This window comes from Massilia sp. FBCC-B171, assembly GCF_059134155.1.
Map to the genome: position 1 here is coordinate 4469296 of NZ_CP101443.1, position 16119 is coordinate 4485414.

Annotated in this window: 20 protein-coding genes; 12 read left to right on the plus strand and 8 right to left on the minus strand. The window is 65.1% G+C overall.

Going from position 1 to position 16119, the window contains the following annotated elements; all coding sequences use genetic code 11:
• The first annotated feature begins 57 nt into the window (after positions 1-57).
• The 5 genes from NMB41_RS20245 to NMB41_RS20265 all read left to right on the plus strand — a co-directional run bounded on the left by NMB41_RS20245 (position 58) and on the right by NMB41_RS20265 (position 3161).
• Complete coding sequence (locus NMB41_RS20245) at positions 58-999, plus strand: hydrogen peroxide-inducible genes activator (RefSeq protein ID WP_494379592.1); 942 nt, start codon at positions 58-60, stop codon at positions 997-999.
• Positions 1000-1209: 210 nt separating this feature from the next.
• A complete protein-coding gene (gene ubiA, locus NMB41_RS20250; protein ID WP_494379593.1) occupies positions 1210-2064 on the plus strand; it encodes a 4-hydroxybenzoate octaprenyltransferase in 855 nt (284 codons plus the stop codon).
• A 71-nt stretch (positions 2065-2135) separates the two neighbouring features.
• Positions 2136-2450: an ElaB/YgaM/YqjD family protein gene (locus tag NMB41_RS20255; protein ID WP_494379594.1), complete on the plus strand. Its 315-nt coding sequence runs from the start codon at positions 2136-2138 to the stop codon at positions 2448-2450.
• On the plus strand, positions 2450-2830 hold the full coding sequence (locus tag NMB41_RS20260; RefSeq protein ID WP_494379595.1) for a phage holin family protein: 381 nt from the start codon (positions 2450-2452) through the stop codon (positions 2828-2830). The genes NMB41_RS20255 and NMB41_RS20260 overlap by 1 nt, the downstream gene beginning before the upstream one ends.
• Entirely contained in the window at positions 2820-3161 is a 342-nt protein-coding gene (locus tag NMB41_RS20265) for a YqjK family protein (RefSeq protein WP_494379596.1), read from the plus strand. Before NMB41_RS20260 ends, NMB41_RS20265 begins: the two co-directional genes overlap by 11 nt.
• Before the next feature lie 33 nt (positions 3162-3194).
• Here the strand turns inward: NMB41_RS20265 and proC are convergent, their stop codons facing one another.
• Together proC and NMB41_RS20275 are read right to left on the minus strand one after the other, a co-directional pair.
• Positions 3195-4010: a pyrroline-5-carboxylate reductase gene (gene proC, locus NMB41_RS20270; protein WP_494379597.1), complete on the minus strand. Its 816-nt coding sequence runs from the start codon at positions 4008-4010 to the stop codon at positions 3195-3197.
• A gap of 9 nt (positions 4011-4019) precedes the next feature.
• Positions 4020-4730 (minus strand): YggS family pyridoxal phosphate-dependent enzyme, encoded by a 711-nt coding sequence (locus NMB41_RS20275; protein WP_494379598.1) that lies wholly within the window; start codon positions 4728-4730, stop codon positions 4020-4022.
• A gap of 67 nt (positions 4731-4797) precedes the next feature.
• On the opposite strand from NMB41_RS20275, the gene NMB41_RS20280 reads away from it, so the two are divergent.
• From NMB41_RS20280 to NMB41_RS20290, 3 genes are read left to right on the plus strand one after another with little or no spacing between them, the layout of a single operon-like run.
• A complete protein-coding gene (locus tag NMB41_RS20280) occupies positions 4798-5841 on the plus strand; it encodes a type IV pilus twitching motility protein PilT (protein WP_494379599.1) in 1044 nt (347 codons plus the stop codon).
• Positions 5842-5844: 3 nt separating this feature from the next.
• Positions 5845-6981, plus strand: coding sequence for a PilT/PilU family type 4a pilus ATPase (locus tag NMB41_RS20285; RefSeq protein ID WP_494379600.1), 1137 nt, complete (start codon positions 5845-5847; stop codon positions 6979-6981).
• A gap of 43 nt (positions 6982-7024) precedes the next feature.
• Complete coding sequence (locus NMB41_RS20290) at positions 7025-7507, plus strand: glutathione peroxidase (RefSeq protein ID WP_494379601.1); 483 nt, start codon at positions 7025-7027, stop codon at positions 7505-7507.
• Positions 7508-7553: 46 nt separating this feature from the next.
• On the opposite strand, the gene NMB41_RS20295 is transcribed toward NMB41_RS20290, so the two are convergent.
• The 6 genes from NMB41_RS20295 to NMB41_RS20320 form a co-directional block, all read right to left on the minus strand.
• The gene (locus NMB41_RS20295; protein ID WP_494379602.1) at positions 7554-7955 is read right to left on the minus strand and encodes a hypothetical protein; all 402 of its coding nucleotides are present in this window, start codon (positions 7953-7955) and stop codon (positions 7554-7556) included.
• Between the two features lie 169 nt (positions 7956-8124).
• On the minus strand, positions 8125-8811 hold the full coding sequence (locus NMB41_RS20300) for a pentapeptide repeat-containing protein (protein ID WP_494379603.1): 687 nt from the start codon (positions 8809-8811) through the stop codon (positions 8125-8127).
• A 17-nt stretch (positions 8812-8828) separates the two neighbouring features.
• Positions 8829-9143, minus strand: coding sequence for a hypothetical protein (locus NMB41_RS20305; protein WP_494379604.1), 315 nt, complete (start codon positions 9141-9143; stop codon positions 8829-8831).
• A 79-nt stretch (positions 9144-9222) separates the two neighbouring features.
• Entirely contained in the window at positions 9223-10446 is a 1224-nt protein-coding gene (gene glcF / locus NMB41_RS20310; protein ID WP_494379605.1) for a glycolate oxidase subunit GlcF, read from the minus strand.
• A gap of 1 nt (position 10447) precedes the next feature.
• The gene (glcE, locus tag NMB41_RS20315) at positions 10448-11497 is read right to left on the minus strand and encodes a glycolate oxidase subunit GlcE (protein WP_494379606.1); all 1050 of its coding nucleotides are present in this window, start codon (positions 11495-11497) and stop codon (positions 10448-10450) included.
• 14 nt (positions 11498-11511) lie between these two features.
• Entirely contained in the window at positions 11512-12993 is a 1482-nt protein-coding gene (locus NMB41_RS20320; protein ID WP_494379607.1) for an FAD-linked oxidase C-terminal domain-containing protein, read from the minus strand.
• 74 nt (positions 12994-13067) lie between these two features.
• Between NMB41_RS20320 and NMB41_RS20325 the strand changes: the two genes are divergently transcribed.
• From NMB41_RS20325 to NMB41_RS20340, 4 genes are all read left to right on the plus strand, one after another.
• A complete protein-coding gene (locus tag NMB41_RS20325; protein WP_494379608.1) occupies positions 13068-13622 on the plus strand; it encodes a cob(I)yrinic acid a,c-diamide adenosyltransferase in 555 nt (184 codons plus the stop codon).
• A gap of 9 nt (positions 13623-13631) precedes the next feature.
• A complete protein-coding gene (locus NMB41_RS20330; protein ID WP_494379609.1) occupies positions 13632-14699 on the plus strand; it encodes a rhomboid family intramembrane serine protease in 1068 nt (355 codons plus the stop codon).
• Positions 14700-15087: 388 nt separating this feature from the next.
• Positions 15088-15351 (plus strand): XapX domain-containing protein, encoded by a 264-nt coding sequence (locus tag NMB41_RS20335; RefSeq protein WP_494379610.1) that lies wholly within the window; start codon positions 15088-15090, stop codon positions 15349-15351.
• A 54-nt stretch (positions 15352-15405) separates the two neighbouring features.
• Entirely contained in the window at positions 15406-16098 is a 693-nt protein-coding gene (locus tag NMB41_RS20340) for a hydrolase (RefSeq protein WP_494379611.1), read from the plus strand.
• The last annotated feature ends 21 nt before the right edge of the window (positions 16099-16119 follow it).

Below are 16119 nucleotides of genomic sequence, written 5' to 3' on the forward strand. Positions count from 1 at the left end.
ACGCCGAGCATGGCAGGATTATTATTGCACCGTTGCAATTTAACTGACCATCTTCCTATGACACTCACCGAGCTGAAATACATCGTCGCCGTCGCGCGTGCCAAACATTTTGGCCACGCCGCCGAATCGTGTTTTGTTGCGCAACCTACCCTCTCGGTCGCCATCAAGAAGCTCGAAGACGAGCTCGGCGTGACCTTGTTCGAACGCGGCGGCTCGGAAGTCTCGGTGACGCCGGTCGGGGCCCAGATCGTGGCCCAGGCCGAACGCGTGCTCGAGCAGACGGCCGCGATCAAGGAGCTGGCCAAGCAAAACAAGGATCCGCTGGCGGGTCCTTTGCGTTTGGGCGTCATCTACACGATCGGCCCCTACCTGCTGCCGCCCTTGGTGAAAAACCTGATCGACAACGTGCCGCAAATGCCGCTCATTCTTCAGGAAAATTTCACCGTCAAATTGCTGGAACTGCTGCGCCAGGGAGAACTCGACGCCGCCATCATGGCCCTGCCCCTGCCCGACCACGGCATGATGATGCAGACGCTGTACGACGAACCCTTTGTGGTCGCCACGCCGCGCACCCATCCCTGGTCGAAACGGCGTGAAATCCCGGCCGACGATTTAAAAGCGGAAACCATGCTGCTGCTGGGCAGCGGCCACTGCTTCCGCGACCAGGTGCTGGAAGTCTGCCCGGAAATGGCGCGCTTCTCGTCGCCGGGCAATGGCATGCAGCGTACCTTCGAAGGCTCGTCGCTGGAAACGATCCGCCACATGGTCGCCAGCGGCATCGGCCTGACCGTGCTGCCGCGCGCCTCGGTGCGCGACATGGAAGATCCGCACGGGCTGCTCGCCTTCGTCCCCTTCGCGGCGCCGGCCCCGTCGCGCCGCGTGGTGATCGTCTGGCGCAAGAGTTTTACGCGACGCGCGGCGATCGAGGCGGTGTGCAATGCGGTGGCGCAGTGCGATTTGCCGGGGGTGGATATGCTGGCGCTGGACAAGGCGGCCTGATTTTTTGATGGGCGCCTCTCACGCCTGACGCATCTGGAGGGACGTAGGGTGGGCGGGTCTCCCGCCCACGCGTTCAACGGGCGCTACGTTACTGCGATGTGTGCCACTGCGCTGGCTACACTGAACGCGTGGGCGGGGAACCCGCCCACCCTACATCCGGTAAAATCGCTGTCTTGTACACAATAATTCTTGCGCGACAAGAAGCGACTCATGAACAAGCTGGCGCTCTACTTCCGGCTGGTCCGCGCTGACAAGCCGATCGGCATTCTCCTCCTGCTCTGGCCCACCCTGTGGGCGCTGTGGATGGCCTCCGGCGGCAAACCCGATCCGATGATTGTGGTGATCTTCGTGCTCGGCACCGCCCTGATGCGCTCGGCCGGCTGCGCGATCAACGACTACGCCGACCGCGATTTCGACAAGCACGTCAAGCGCACGGTCGACCGGCCGCTCACCTCCGGGCGCATCAGGAGCTGGGAAGCAGTCATGGTCGCGGTCGTGCTGGCGCTCGTTTCCTTCCTGCTGATCTTGCCGCTGAACACGCTCACCAAGCAGCTGTCGGTGCTGGCCGTCATCGTCGCCGGCACCTATCCCTACTTCAAGCGCTTCTTCGCCATTCCCCAGGCCTATCTCGGCATCGCCTTCGGCTTCGGCATTCCGATGGCTTTTGCCGCCGTGCAGGACACGGTGCCGGCCGTCGCCTGGTGGCTGCTGGCGGCGAATGTCTTCTGGGCCGTGGCCTACGACACCGAATACGCGATGGTCGACCGCGACGACGATATCAAGATCGGCATCCGCACCTCGGCCATCACCTTTGGCCGTTTCGACGTTGCCGCCGTCATGCTGTGCTATGGCGTCGCCCTCGCAATCGACCTGGTCTGCGGCTGGCTGCTGGGCCTGCGCTGGTGGTTCGTTGGCGGCGTCGTCGTCGCGGCGGGCATCGCGCTCTACCACTACACCCTGATCCGCGACCGGGACCGGATGCGCTGCTTTGCGGCGTTTCGCCACAACAATTGGTTGGGTGCGGCACTATTCTGCGGTGTCGCGTTAGACTATGCATTAGGATAATATTGTCCGAAATGCACGACCTGTTGCGGCCGCGTGGCCGCGACCCACACTCACATGAAGAGGACCACCCCATGATGGAAAAAATCCCGACCCAGACCGGCGCCCGCGATCAACTGATGGCCGACCTGAAAACCGTCATCCAGGACGCCGAAGCCTGGCTGCGCCACGGCAGCTCGCTGACCGGCGAAGAGCTGAAAAACGCAAAAGCCAAGTTCGAAGGCGCCATCACCAGCGCCAAGGAAGGCCTGGCCAACCTGGAAGTGGTCGAAAAGTCGAAAGCCGCCGCCAAGGCCACGGATACCTATGTCAAGGACAATCCGTGGAAGGCAGTGGGCATCGGCGCCGCCGTCGGCGTCGTGCTGGGCATGCTGATCAATCGTCGCTGATGGTGCTCACCGAGACGGTCGGCCGCATCGGCTCGACCCTGGTCGCCATGGTGCGCACGCGCCTGGAGCTGGCTGCCGTCGAGGCGCGCGAGGAAGCGCAAGCAGTGCTGGGCTATGCGGCCTGGACGCTGCTGGCGGCCTTCCTCGGCGCCTTTGCGTTCCTGCTGGTTGCCCTGTTCGTGATCGTGCTGTTCTGGGACGAACACCGGCTGCTCGCCATTGGCGCCATGGCCGGCGTGTTCGCGCTGGCAGCGCTGCTGATCCTGGCGAAGGTACGTGCCGGCTTTACGGCACGCGGCCCGATGCTGGCCGCCACGCGCGCGGAACTGGGCAAGGACATCGCCTTCATCCAGGGCACGGGAGCGCAGCATGAACAGTGAAACGACGCCTTTGGCGGTACGCCGTGCCCACCTGGTAGCCGAATGCGCGCGCCAGCGCGGCGACCTGGCCGATGAACTCAATCTGTTGAAGGCGCCGGTGGAACGGATCAGCGGCGCGGCGGGCTTCATGCGTACGCACCGCAAGTCCCTGCTGGCCGGCGCCGGCGTGGTGCTGGGCGTGATGATTGCGCGGCCCAAGCCGGTGCTCGCCGTTGCCGCCGCCGGTACCTCGCTGTGGCAGCTTGCGCAGCGCGCGCTGCCGATGGTGCAGAGGATGCTGCCGACGGTGCAGCGGATGCTGCCGATGGTCAGGGAGCGGCTAGGAAGATGATCGCAGGGTGGACGGGTCCCTCGTCCACCCTGGCTACTCATCCTTTCCTAACTCGTCGCCAAGCTCGCGGCCACGTGCAGCGGCCGCCTTCATCGCCGCGACGATCGATTCCTTTACCTGTGACGCTTCCATGCTGGTAATCGCAGCATGTGTCGTGCCGCCCTTCGAGGTCACGCGCTGACGCAACACCTCCAGGGATTCGCTTGACTGCGCCGCCAGCTCGGTGGCGCCGGCAAACGTGGCCAGTGCCAGCTGCTTGCCCTGCTCCGCGCTGAGACCCATCTCGATCGCCGCCGCCTGCATCGCTTCCAGAAAATAGAAGACATAGGCCGGGCCGCTGCCCGACACCGCCGTCACCGGATCGATCAGCGCTTCATCATCCAGCCACACGGTCTGCCCGACCGCGCGCAGCACGCTGTCGGCAGCGGCGCGCTGCGCTTCGCTCACGCCTTGCAAAGCCACCAGCCCGGTCACGCCCATGCCGATCAGGGCCGGCGTGTTCGGCATCGCGCGCACGATCGCCTGGTGCCCGCCCAGCCAGCGCGCCAGGTCGACGCCGCGGATGCCCGCCGCGATCGACAGCACCAGCGGCCCGCCCTTCAAATGCGGCGCCAGCTCACCTGCGACTTCGCGCATCTGCTGCGGCTTCACGGCCAGCACGATGACGTCGGCGCCGGCCACCGCAGCGTCGATGGCGCCGGCAGTCGTGGCGCCGTAGTCGGCGGCCAGGCGCGCCAGGGCGTCCGGATTGCGGTCGACGACGTGCACCTGCGTGCCTGAACCATCCTTGACCAGCCCGGCGATCAGCGCCGTTGCCATATTCCCGCCGCCGATAAATGCGATCTTCATGTATGTCCCTTAGTCGTAATTCCGTGCACCGAAAATGGCGCTGCCGACGCGCACGATGGTCGCGCCTTCCAGAATGGCCGCTTCCATGTCGCCCGACATGCCCATCGACAGCGTGTCGATCTTCAAGCCACTCGCACGCAGCGCGTCGGCCAACGCGCGCAGTTTGGCAAAGGCGGCACGCTGCAAGGCCGGGTCGGATTGCGCTTCGGGGATCGCCATCAGCCCGCGCAATGCCAGGTTCGGCAGCGCCGCGACGGCGCGCGCCAGCTCAGGCAGTTCGGCGGGCGTGGCGCCGCTCTTGGTCGCCTCGCCGCTGATATTCACCTGCAAGCAGACGTTCAGCGGCCCCAGCTCGGGCGGACGCTGTTCGGACAGGCGCTGGGCGATCTTGAGGCGCTCGACGGTGTGGACCCAATGAAAACTGGTGGCGATCGGCCGCGTCTTGTTGCTCTGGATCGGACCGATGAAATGCCATTCGACGGGGGTTTCCAGCTGCGCCGGTTGCGCGCGCGCCACGGCGGCGATCTTTTCGACGCCTTCCTGCAGATAGTTTTCGCCAAAGGCGCGCTGCCCGGCGGCGATGGCTTCCAGTACATCCTCCATCGGGAAGGTCTTCGATACGGCAAGCAGCTGGACGCCCGAACGGGGCCTGCCGGCGGCCTGTGCGGCGGCGGCGATTGTCGCTTCGACAGCTTGCAAGTTGGCGGCGATTGTGGACATAATCGTTTTCTATGGGAAATATTCGAGGTGGCGCGAGGAAGCGCCCTTCACCGCTAAGGGATTATAAATGGACATCTCCGAATTACTCGCCTTCTCGGTGAAGAACAAGGCTTCCGACCTGCACCTGTCAGCCGGCCTGCCGCCGATGATCCGCGTGCACGGCGACGTGCGCCGCATCAACCTGCCGCCGCTGGAGCACAAGGACGTCCACGCCATGATCTATGACATCATGAACGACGGCCAGCGCAAGCAGTTCGAAGAGATGCTCGAAATCGACTTCTCGTTCGCCATTCCCGGTCTCGCCCGTTTCCGCGTCAACGCGTTCAACCAGGAACGGGGTGCGGCCGCCGTGCTGCGCACCATCCCGTCGAAAATCCTCTCGCTCGAAGAACTCAACGCCCCCAAAATCTTCGCCGAACTGGCGCTGCGTCCGCGCGGCCTGGTGCTGGTCACGGGCCCGACCGGCTCGGGCAAGTCGACGACCCTGGCGGCGATGGTCAACCACCTGAACGAAACCGAATACGGCCACATCCTGACGATCGAGGACCCGATCGAATTCGTGCACGAGTCGAAAAAATGCCTGATCAACCAGCGCGAAGTGGGCCCGCACACCCTCTCCTTCAGTAATTCGCTGCGCTCGGCGCTGCGCGAAGACCCGGACGCCATCCTGGTCGGCGAGCTGCGCGACCTCGAGACCATCCGTCTCGCTTTGTCGGCGGCCGAAACCGGCCACCTGGTGTTCGGCACCCTGCACACCTCGTCGGCGGCAAAAACCATCGACCGTATCGTCGACGTGTTCCCCGCCGAAGAAAAAGAGATGGTGCGCGCGATGCTGTCCGAGTCGCTGCAGGCCGTCATCTCGCAGACCCTCCTGAAAACCAAGGACGGTTCCGGCCGCGTGGCCGCGCACGAGATCATGCTCGGCACCCCGGCAATCCGCAACCTGATCCGCGAAGCGAAGATCGCCCAGATGTATTCGTCGATCCAGACCGGCAGCAATGTCGGCATGCAGACGCTGGACCAGAACCTGACGGACCTCGTGCGGCGCAATGTCATCTCGGCCGCCGCCGCCAGGTCCGCCGCTAAAATTCCTGAAAACTTCCCGGGTTAAGCCATGGAACGCGACCAGGCTTCAAAATTCATGTTCGACCTGCTGCGCCTCATGGTCAGCAAGGGCGGCTCGGACTTGTTCATTACCGCGGGCTTCCCGCCGGCGATCAAGATCGACGGCAAGATGACGCCGGTGTCGAACCAACCCCTGACCGCCACGCACACCTCGGACCTGGCGCGTTCGATCATGAACGACAAGCAGACCGCCGGCTTCGAGCTGACCAAGGAAGCGAATTTCGCGATCAGCCCGGGCGATCTTGGGCGCTTCCGTGTCTCGGCCTTCGTGCAGATGAGCAGCGTGGGCATGGTGCTGCGCACGATCACGACGCAGATCCCGAAATTCGAAGACCTGGCCCTGCCCTCCGTGCTGAAAGACGTGGTCATGGCCAAGCGCGGCCTGGTGATCATGGTCGGCGCGACCGGCTCGGGCAAATCGACGACGCTCGCCGCCATGGTCGGCTACCGCAACGAGAACAGCTACGGCCACATCATCACGATCGAAGACCCGGTCGAATTCGTCCACCCGCACCGCAACTGCGTCATCACCCAGCGCGAAGTGGGTGTCGACACCGACAGTTTCGAAGCAGCTTTGAAGAACTCGCTGCGCCAGGCGCCGGACGTGATCCAGATCGGCGAGATTCGCGACCGCGAGACGATGGAGCATGCAATCGCATTCGCCGAGACCGGCCACCTGTGCCTGGCCACGCTGCACGCGAACAGCGCCAACCAGGCGCTCGACCGCATCATCAACTTCTTCCCCGAAGAGCGGCGCCAGCAGTTGCTGATGGATTTGTCGCTGAACCTGCGCGGCCTGGTCTCGCAGCGCCTGATCCCGAAGAAGGAAGACAAGGGCCGCGTCGTGGCGATGGAAATCATGCTCAACTCGCCGCTGATCTCGGACCTCGTCTTCAAGGGAGAGGTCCACGAGATCAAGGAGATCATGAAGAAGTCGCGCGAGCTGGGCATGCAAACCTTCGACCAGGCCCTGTTCGACCTGTACGAGGCGGACAAGATCAGCTACGAAGATGCGCTGCGCAATGCCGACTCGGTGAACGACCTGCGCCTGAACATCAAGTTGAACGGCAAGAACACGAAGGACCGCGATTTCTCGAGCGGGACCGAGCACCTCGGCCTCGTTTGACGCGCGTGCGGGGTGATACCAGTTGTCTTGGTATCATCGCTGCATGAACGTTTTCGACTTCCAAGCCACGGCGCTCGACGGCGCCCCCACCGACCTGGCGCGCTACCGCGGCAAGGTGCTCCTGATCGTCAACACCGCCAGTGCCTGCGGCTTCACGCCCCAGTACAAGGGGCTCGAAGCGGTGTACCGCCAGTTCCACGAGCGCGGCGTCGAAGTGCTGGGCTTTCCCTGCAACCAGTTCGGCCAGCAGGAGTCCGGCAGCGAAGTAGAGATCGGCGCCTTCTGCGAAAAGAACTACGGGGTGAGCTTCCCTCTGTTTTCGAAAGTCGACGTCAACGGCGCGAATGCGCACCCGCTGTTCCGGCACCTGAAAAGCGAAGCGCCGGGCCTGCTCGGCACGCAGCGCATCAAGTGGAACTTCACCAAATTCCTGGTCGGGCCCGATGGCCACGTGCTCAAGCGCTACGCGCCGCAAACCAAGCCCGAGGCGATCGCCGCGGATATCGAGCAGCTGCTGGCGCACTGAAAAACAAAAAGCCCGCACGAGGCGGGCTTGTTCGGCATGGCCGGGCTTACTTGGTCTGGGCAGTTGCCGAGACGGTGGCGCCGTGGGTGCCGGTGTGGGCTTCGGCTGGCGGCTTGACCGACGACTTGACTGGCACTTTCGTTTCCGCCGCGGCGTCGGCTTTCACTTCGGCCTTGGCAGCGTCCTTGGCTTCCTTGTCCGCTTTCGCAGCCGCCTTGGCGTCGGCCTTGCTGACCTTCTTGACCAGCTTGCCATCGGTCTGGGTGCTGGCCTTCAGGTCCTTGTTATCCACGAACGCGGCTTTCGGCGTCTTGGCATCCACGCTCGCTTGCGCGGCTGGGGTTGCCGAGACGGCAGGCGTTGCAGACGTTGCCGACGTGGTGGTGGTTTGTGCGAAGGCAGCGGTAGCGAACAGGCCGGCGATCAGGGCAGCGGTGATTTTCTTCATGGTGTAGCTCCTCGTTTGGTTCTCGGTGGTTGTCTGGCAGTGCACGTCTTGCATGTCACTAAGCCTTCAACGCCGACCGTCCCCAAGCTGTTGACGAACTTAACAATCCCTTACATTCGTGGCATTTGCTTACAAGTAAGGCAACGCTTCACGCTTGCGCGGCAGCGGCCTACGCCACGTTCACCCCCATCGCCCGCACGATCTCGGCGGCCTGGCGCGGCGAGATGGTCGCGCCCGCGAACAGCCTGGCGTTGACGAGCTTGACGCCGCCGAGGTCGGCCTCGCGCAGGTCGGCGCCTTCGAAGCGCGTGTCCTTGATGTGGGCTTCGCGCAGGCTGCCGCCTTCGAAGACGGCATCGCGGAAATCGCAGCCCGACAAATCGGCATCGGCGAAATCCAGGCCCACCAGGGTCAGCTTGCGAAACGACATGCGGCGCAGGTCGGCGCCGATCAGCAGCGAGTCTTCGAAGGCCAGGCCGAGGTAGCTCACCTGCTCGAAGGCTGCGCCGGTGAGTTTGCAGCTGCGGTACAGGCAGGAAGCGAGCTTGGCGCGGCGCCAGCTGGTGTTGTTCAGGTCGGAGGACTCGAAGCGGGCGTCGACCAGGTCGGCCGACTCGAAGTCGGCGTGGCCGGCGCGGCAGCGCTGCCAGCGCGTGCGCGACAGGTTGGCGGCATAGAACGAGGTCTCGCCCAGGGCGCAATTGAGAAAGCTGCTCTCCTGCAGGTCCAGGCGCGAGAGGTCGGCGCCGGACAGGTCGCAGTCGTCGAAGACGAGCATGGCGCCGTCCTTCAGCAGTTGTTCGATGCGGGCGCGGTCAATCGACTCGCCGCTCAAGGTGATGGTGGGGCGTGTCATGGGTAGTTTGAAGAGGATCAGCGCGTCTGGATCTCGGCCGATGCGTGGACGACGCAGCCGCGGTTGACGTTTTCCAGGAAGCGGATGGCCTCGGCCATCAGGGCCGACGCCGGCACCAGGCGGTTCAGGCCAGGTTCGCTCGCCACGCGGTCGAGGCCATAGGCAAGCGCGCGCGAGACATCGCGGCCCTGGCGGCCGTCGCTGTTGTAGAGCGCATCGTAGACGCCGACTTCTTCCCACAGCGGGACGAAGCCGGGGGTGGTGGAGTCCTCGAAGACGACGACCGGCTCAGGGCCTCCTTCGTCGCGCACGAGGCGGAAGACTGAACTCATTAAGTGTGCGGGTGGATTGGGTGGGACGAAATGCTATCACGGGTGGGCGAGACGCGTCGTCACCCCACCCGAGCGCCCTCTAATCCCGCAATGCCCGATCAATCAACTCGATCCAATGCGTCACCGGCGTCTCCGTCCCCGACTGCAAATGCGTCATGCACCCGATATTCGCCGAGACGATCTGTTTCGCCCCCGTCGCCTCCAGGTTGGCCAGCTTGCGGTCGCGCAGTTCGTGCGCGATCTGCGGCTGCAGCACCGAATAGGTGCCGGCCGAGCCGCAGCACAGGTGGCTGTCGGCGCACAGCACGACGTCCACGCCCGCTGCGCGCAATACGCCTTCGACCTTGCCGCGGATTTGCTGGCCGTGCTGCAGGGTGCACGGCGGATGGAAGGCGACGCGCTCCGTGATCTTGCCGCGCATCGCAACGCCCAGCTGCTCCTCGAACTCGGGCAGGATCTCCGACAGGTCGCGCGTGAGCATCGAAATGCGCCCCGCTTTCGCCGCATAGGCCGGGTCGTGGGCCAGCAGGTGGCCGTATTCCTTGACCGTCACGCCGCAGCCCGAGGCCGTCATCACGATCGCCTCGACCTGTTCCACATACGGCCACCAGGCGTCGATGTTGCGGCGCATGTCGTCCAGCCCGCCCGCCTGGTCGTTCAGGTGATAGCGCACGGCGCCGCAGCAGCCGGCTTTCGGCGCCAGCACCAGCTGCACGCCGAGCGCGTCGAACACGCGTGCGCTGGCCGCATTGATGTTCGGCGCCATCGCCGGCTGCACGCAGCCGTCCAGCACCAGCATCTTGCGCGCGTGCGACCGGGTCGGCCAGTGGCCGGCCGGGCGCGCGCGCTGCAGCTTGTCCTGCAGCTCTTTCGACAGCAGCGGGCGCAGCGCGGTGCCGGTTTTGAACGCCGGCTTGAACAGGCTGGTCCTCGGCAGGAATTCCTTGAGCATCGTCCGCTTGATGCGGTCCCCGGCGGGGCGCGGCACGCGCTCGTCCACCACGCGGCGCCCGATGTCGACCAGGCGGCCGTACTTCACGCCCGACGGACAGGTCGATTCGCAGTTTCGGCAGGTGAGGCAGCGGTCCAGGTGCAGCTGGGTCTTGCGGGTCGGCTCGGCGCCTTCGAGCACCTGCTTGATCAGGTAGATGCGCCCGCGCGGGCCATCGAGCTCGTCGCCCAGCAGTTGATAGGTCGGGCAAGTGGCGGTGCAGAAGCCGCAGTGCACGCAGGCGCGCAGGATCGCTTCGGCCTCGTCGCCGTCCGGGGTGCCCTTGATGAAATCGGCCAGATTGGTTTGCATGCTAGAACATCCGTCCAGGATTAAAAATGGCCGCAGGGTCGAAGGCCGTCTTGAGGCGCTCGTGGATGCGGGCGACGGCGGGCGCCAGCGGCTGGAACACGCCGCCAGTCTTGTCGCCGCCGCGGAACAGGGTCGCGTGGCCGCCGGCGGCGCGCACGCTGCTGCGGATGGTATCGGCTTCGCCGGCGGGCGCACGCAGCCAGCGCTGTGCCCCGCCCCATTCGATCAGCTGGTCGCCATTCATCACGATGGCGCTGGTGGTGGACGGCACCGACAGGCGCCACAGGGGCGCATCGCCCGCGAAAAACGCGTGGCGCTGCTCGCGCAGATCGGTCCAGAAGCCGGCAGCATCGGTTACCACCTGCCCGCCGAGCGAACGCACGGCGGCGTCGACCGCGGCGCGGGCGCCGGACAGGCGCAGGGTGAGCACGCCCTGGTGCCAGCAGCTGCTTGACACCGGCAGCGGCTGGCCGCCCCAGACGTTGAGCATGCGGATTGCCTCGATCTCGCTGGTCTCGAAGCGCAGCGTCGCTTCCAGCACGGGACGCGGCAGCACCTTGACGGACAATTCCAGCATCAGCCCGAGCGTGCCCATCGAGCCGGCCAGCAGGCGCGACACATCGTAGCCGGCCACGTTCTTCATGACCTGGCCGCCGAAGTTCAGTACTTCGCCCTGCCCGTCCATGATCTTCGCGCCCAGCACAAAGTCGCGCACGCCGCCGCTGCTGGCGCGGCGCGGCCCGGACAGGCCGGCGGCGATGGCGCCGCCCAGCGTTGCGCCCTCTCCGAAATACGGCGGCTCGAAGGCCAGCATCTGGTGCTGCGCGGCGAGCACGGCCTCGATCTCGGCGAGCGGCGTGCCGCAGCGCGCCGTGATCACCAGTTCGGTCGGCTCGTAGTCGACGACGCCGGCGTGCGCGCGCGTGTCGAGGATTTCGCCCGTCAAGGGCCCGCCGTACCAGTCCTTGGTGCCGCCGCCGCGGATGCGCAGCCCCGTTTTATCGGCAGCAGCCTTGCGGACCTGCTCCCTGAATTGTTCAATCGCCTGCATGGTATGAAAACTTTCTAGAAGCGCGGAAGGTCCGGGAAGGGTACGGCCCCGTGGTGCACGTGCAGCTTGCCGAATTCGGCGCAGCGCTGCAGGGTCGGGATCGCCTTGTCGGGGTTGAGCAGCATGGGCACGTCGAAGGCCCGCTTCACCGCGAAGAACATGTCCAGTTCCGGGCGCCCGAACTGCACGCACATCGAATTGATCTTTTCCATGCCGACGCCATGCTCGCCGGTGATGGTGCCGCCCACTTCGACGCACAGCGCCAGGATCGCCGCGCCGAAGGCTTCGGCGCGATCGAATTCGCCGGGCTGGTTCGCATCGAACAGGATCAGCGGGTGCAGGTTGCCGTCGCCCGCGTGGAACACGTTGGCGCAGCGCAGGCCGTAGGTCGTTTCCATCTGCTCGATCCCGGTCAGCACCTTGGCCAGGTGCTTGCGCGGGATGGTGCCGTCCATGCAGTAATAATCGGGCGAAATGCGCCCCGCCGCCGGGAAGGCGTTCTTGCGGCCGGACCAGAAGCGCATGCGCTCGGCCTCGGTTTGCGAGACCGCGATCGCACTGGCGCCGGCCGCTTCCAGCACTTGCGTCATGCGCTCGATCTCTTCGGCCACCTCCAAAGGCGTGCCGTCGGCCTCGCACAGCAAAATCGCGGCGGCGTCGGTGTCGTAGCCGGCGTGCACGAAGGGCTCGACCATGCGCGCTGAGGTGCGGTCCATCATTTCCAGGCCGGCCGGGATGATGCCGGCCGCGATCACGCTGGCCACCGCATTGCCGCCGGTGACGACGTCATCGAAACTGGCCATGATCACCTGGGCCGCCGCCGGCTTCGGCACCAGCTTTACCGTCACCTCGGTCACGATGCCGAGCATGCCTTCCGAGCCGATGAAGACGGCCAGCAGGTCCAGGCCCGGCGCGTCGAGCGCTTCGCTGCCCAGTTCGATGATCTCGCCCTCGATGGTGGCCACGCGCACGCGCAGCACGTTGTGCACCGTGAGGCCGTATTTCAGGCAATGCACGCCGCCCGAGTTCTCGGCCACGTTGCCGCCGATGGTGCAGGCGATCTGCGAGGACGGGTCCGGCGCGTAATACAGGCCGTACTGGGCCGCCGCCTCCGAAATGGCGAGATTGCGCACGCCGGGCTGCACGACCGCCGTGCGGGCGTAGTCGTCGACGCGCACGATCCGGTTCAGGCGCGCCGTCGACAGCACCACGCCGTCATGAATCGGCAGCGCCCCGCCCGACAGGCCGGTACCGGCGCCGCGCGGCACGATCGGCACCTTCAGTTCGCGGCAGACGTCGAGGATCGCCAGCACCTGCTCTTCGTTCAGCGGCAGCGTGACGACCATCGGCAACTGGCGGTAAGCGGCCAGGCCATCGCATTCGTAGGGACGCGTGTCTTCCGGATCGGACAGGACAACGCCCTCCGGCAACCGTGCACGCAGGGCAGCCGCCACTTGCCGGCGGCGTTCGATGGGGACTTCAAGGAGGGCGCTCATCCTCCGATTGTAAGCACAATCACATCGATTTGTCGTATCCTCGGGCTATCTTTTTTTCAAGGCAGGACATCATCATGGGTAATCGACTCTCCAAAATCGCCACGCGCACCGGCGACGACGGCAGCACCGGCCTCGGCGACGGCAGCCGGACCGGCAAGGACAGCGCCCGCATCCACGCCCTGGGCGAAGTCGACGAGCTCAATTCCTTCGTCGGCCTGCTGCTGTGCGAAGACATGCCGCTAGAGCTGCGCGAAGAGCTGGTCTCGGTCCAGCACGACCTGTTCGACCTCGGCGGCGAGCTGTGCATCCCCGGCTACCAGATGATCAAGGACGAGCACGTCGCGCGCCTGGACGGCCTGCTCGAGAAGTACAACGAAGACCTGCCGGTACTCAAGGAATTCATCCTGCCGGCCGGCTCGCGCGCAGCTTCGACCGCCCACGTCTGCCGTACCGTCTGCCGCCGCGCCGAGCGCGCCATCGTCGCGCTGTCGAAAGAAGACACCATCAACCCGCAGCCGCGTCAATACGTGAACCGCCTGTCGGACCTGATGTTCGTGCTGGCGCGCGTGCTGAACCGCTTCGCCGGCGGCAGCGACGTGCTCTGGAACCACGAGCGCCAGCGCGGCTAGGGCGTGCCGATGCCAGGCAGTACCAGCAGCACGACCAGCACCAGTACCGTCTTCGGGGTCCGTTTCTACACGGCGGGCAGCAAGTGGCCGACCAACCCTTTTCGCTTTCGCGGCGAGGGCGAGCTCGCCATCGAGCCCGATTTCGTGTTCGTGCGCGGCGCCAGCCAGCGCTCGTTCCGCATGCCCCTGCGCGAAGAGCACAAGCTGCGCCGCGTCGACATCGTCAACGCCTATGCGAGCGGCCAGGATGTCTGGTTTGACGTGCTCGGCGTGAAGGGCGACATGACGATCGGCTTTTCCGCGCCTGACCGCGAGACGGCGGCGCGCATCGTCAGCCTGCTGCCCACGCGCCAGCTTGAAGCCTTCGTGCGCGAGCACGAGGAAAACGAAGTCTTCCACGACCGGATCGATTACTGGAGCCCGTCCACGCCCGTGATCTGGGGCCTGCTGGCGGCGAACATCGGCATTTTCGTGCTGATGTGGCTCGCCCTCAAGCACTTCAAGTCCGAACTGGTGGGGCCGCTGCGCCAGTTGTTCGCGCTGCAGCCGAACGCGTCGGCGATCCTGCACGCGCAGCAGTTGGTCGAATGGGGCTCGAACGTCGGGCGCCTGACGCGCGGCGGCCAATGGTGGCGCCTGGTCAGCTCGATGTTCCTGCACGGGAGCTTCTGGCACCTGCTGTTCAACATGCTGGCGCTGTGGCAGGTCGGGCGCCTCACCGAGCGCATCTTCGGCAGCACGCGCTTCGCCGCCCTCTACCTGATCGCCGGCGTCTCGGGCAGCATCGCCAGCGTGCTGTGGAATCCGCACGTGAACAGCGTCGGCGCCTCGGGCGCGATCTTCGGCATCATCGGCGGCCTGCTGGCCTTCCTCTCGCGCCCCAACAGCGGGGTGCCGCCCACGGTCGTCTCCGAACTGCGCTCCTCGCTCGTGCCGTTTTTGCTCTTCAGCCTGTGGATGGGCTTCGTGTATCCGCACACCGACAATGCGGCCCACATCGGCGGCCTGGTCGGCGGCTGGCTGGCGGGGCTGCTGCTGGCGCGGTCGATTCATTTGCCGGAACAGCGGCAGGGCTAAGACCCGTAGGGTGGGCGGCTGTACCTGGACGTATGCTGCCCGCTGCTTAAACGCCGCCCACGCGTTCAACCACATATTGAAACCCCGCGACGACTCGCATGCTGGTTGAACGCGTGGGCGGCGCTTGCGCCGTTGATAAACTGGCCGTTGGGTATAGCCGCCCAGCCTACACGTCTGTGCATCGCCAGCGGCAGAATGAACGCTGCCACACCTCCCCTCCCCAATCATCGAAAATTTCGATTGAACATCCGCAAATATTCCGTTTTCCATATCGTTTGGAGCCGGACATAATGACTCCATCGCATCAACGACGACGCAGCACCGGGCAGCAAGCGCACGCCTGACTACTTCGACGCCTTCGATGCTTCAGCTAAATGGGGAGCGAAGAATGTACCTGATTTCACTTGGCGCCGGCATCCTGGCCGGCCTGCTCTACGGCCTGATCAACGTGCGTTCGCCGGCGCCGCCGGCCATTGCCCTAATCGGTTTGCTGGGCATGCTGGTCGGAGAACAGATCGTGCCGGTGGCAAAACGCATGATCGATGGCGCGCCACTGACCAGGGCCTGGTTTGCCGGCGAATGCCAGCCGAAGATCACCGGCGTTCCCCACGATGCCAAAGACGATGCCGCCAATGACCGCGGTCACGGCTGAACCGATATTTCACCCGCCGCGGGATGCGCGGCCAACTACCTGAAGGAGCACACCATGAACAACCCTAAACTCGAAGTCCTGACCCCGCATAACTCGCAGCTGATCATCATCGACCATCAGCCGCAAATGGCCTTCGGCGTGCAATCGATCGACCGCCAGACCCTCAAGAACAACGTGGTCGGCCTGGCCAAGGCCGCGAAAGCCTTCGGCATCCCGACCGTGATCACCACCGTCGAGACCGACTCCTTCTCGGGTAAAACCTATCCCGAAATCCTGGACGTCTTCCCCGACCACCCGATCCTCGAACGCACCTCCATGAACTCCTGGGACGACCAGAAAGTGCGCGACGCGCTGGCCGCCAACGGCCGCAAGAAGATCATCGTCGCCGGCCTCTGGACCGAAGTGTGCAACACCACCTTCGCCCTGTGCGCCATGCTCGAAGGCGAGTACGAGATCTACATGGTGGCCGACGCCTCGGGCGGCACCTCGAAGGATGCGCACGATTTCGCGATGCAGCGCATGGTGCAGGCCGGCGTGGTCCCGGTCACCTGGCAGCAGGTACTGCTGGAATGGCAGCGCGACTGGAAGAACCGCGACACCTATGACGCCGTGATGAAGATCGTCACCGAGCACTCCGGCGCCTACGGCATGGGCGTCGACTACGCCTACACGATGGTGCACAAGGCCCCCGCCCGCAACCAGGGCAGCAACGAAGTGCTGGCGCCAGTCCCTGCACCCGTTCGCTGAACACCACGAGGAGCGAACATC

Bases quoted from the DNA above. Each gene is read 5' to 3' on its own strand.
- NMB41_RS20245 (WP_494379592.1), top strand. From the start codon at position 58: ATGACACTCACCGAGCTGAAATACATCGTCGCCGTCGCGCGTGCCAAA.
- ubiA (WP_494379593.1), top strand. From the start codon at position 1,210: ATGAACAAGCTGGCGCTCTACTTCCGGCTGGTCCGCGCTGACAAGCCG.
- NMB41_RS20255 (WP_494379594.1), top strand. From the start codon at position 2,136: ATGATGGAAAAAATCCCGACCCAGACCGGCGCCCGCGATCAACTGATG.
- NMB41_RS20260 (WP_494379595.1), top strand. From the start codon at position 2,450: ATGGTGCTCACCGAGACGGTCGGCCGCATCGGCTCGACCCTGGTCGCC.
- NMB41_RS20265 (WP_494379596.1), top strand. From the start codon at position 2,820: ATGAACAGTGAAACGACGCCTTTGGCGGTACGCCGTGCCCACCTGGTA.
- proC (WP_494379597.1), bottom strand. From the start codon at position 4,010: ATGAAGATCGCATTTATCGGCGGCGGGAATATGGCAACGGCGCTGATC.
- NMB41_RS20275 (WP_494379598.1), bottom strand. From the start codon at position 4,730: ATGTCCACAATCGCCGCCAACTTGCAAGCTGTCGAAGCGACAATCGCC.
- NMB41_RS20280 (WP_494379599.1), top strand. From the start codon at position 4,798: ATGGACATCTCCGAATTACTCGCCTTCTCGGTGAAGAACAAGGCTTCC.
- NMB41_RS20285 (WP_494379600.1), top strand. From the start codon at position 5,845: ATGGAACGCGACCAGGCTTCAAAATTCATGTTCGACCTGCTGCGCCTC.
- NMB41_RS20290 (WP_494379601.1), top strand. From the start codon at position 7,025: ATGAACGTTTTCGACTTCCAAGCCACGGCGCTCGACGGCGCCCCCACC.
- NMB41_RS20295 (WP_494379602.1), bottom strand. From the start codon at position 7,955: ATGAAGAAAATCACCGCTGCCCTGATCGCCGGCCTGTTCGCTACCGCT.
- NMB41_RS20300 (WP_494379603.1), bottom strand. From the start codon at position 8,811: ATGACACGCCCCACCATCACCTTGAGCGGCGAGTCGATTGACCGCGCC.
- NMB41_RS20305 (WP_494379604.1), bottom strand. From the start codon at position 9,143: ATGAGTTCAGTCTTCCGCCTCGTGCGCGACGAAGGAGGCCCTGAGCCG.
- glcF (WP_494379605.1), bottom strand. From the start codon at position 10,446: ATGCAAACCAATCTGGCCGATTTCATCAAGGGCACCCCGGACGGCGAC.
- glcE (WP_494379606.1), bottom strand. From the start codon at position 11,497: ATGCAGGCGATTGAACAATTCAGGGAGCAGGTCCGCAAGGCTGCTGCC.
- NMB41_RS20320 (WP_494379607.1), bottom strand. From the start codon at position 12,993: ATGAGCGCCCTCCTTGAAGTCCCCATCGAACGCCGCCGGCAAGTGGCG.
- NMB41_RS20325 (WP_494379608.1), top strand. From the start codon at position 13,068: ATGGGTAATCGACTCTCCAAAATCGCCACGCGCACCGGCGACGACGGC.
- NMB41_RS20330 (WP_494379609.1), top strand. From the start codon at position 13,632: ATGCCAGGCAGTACCAGCAGCACGACCAGCACCAGTACCGTCTTCGGG.
- NMB41_RS20335 (WP_494379610.1), top strand. From the start codon at position 15,088: ATGTACCTGATTTCACTTGGCGCCGGCATCCTGGCCGGCCTGCTCTAC.
- NMB41_RS20340 (WP_494379611.1), top strand. From the start codon at position 15,406: ATGAACAACCCTAAACTCGAAGTCCTGACCCCGCATAACTCGCAGCTG.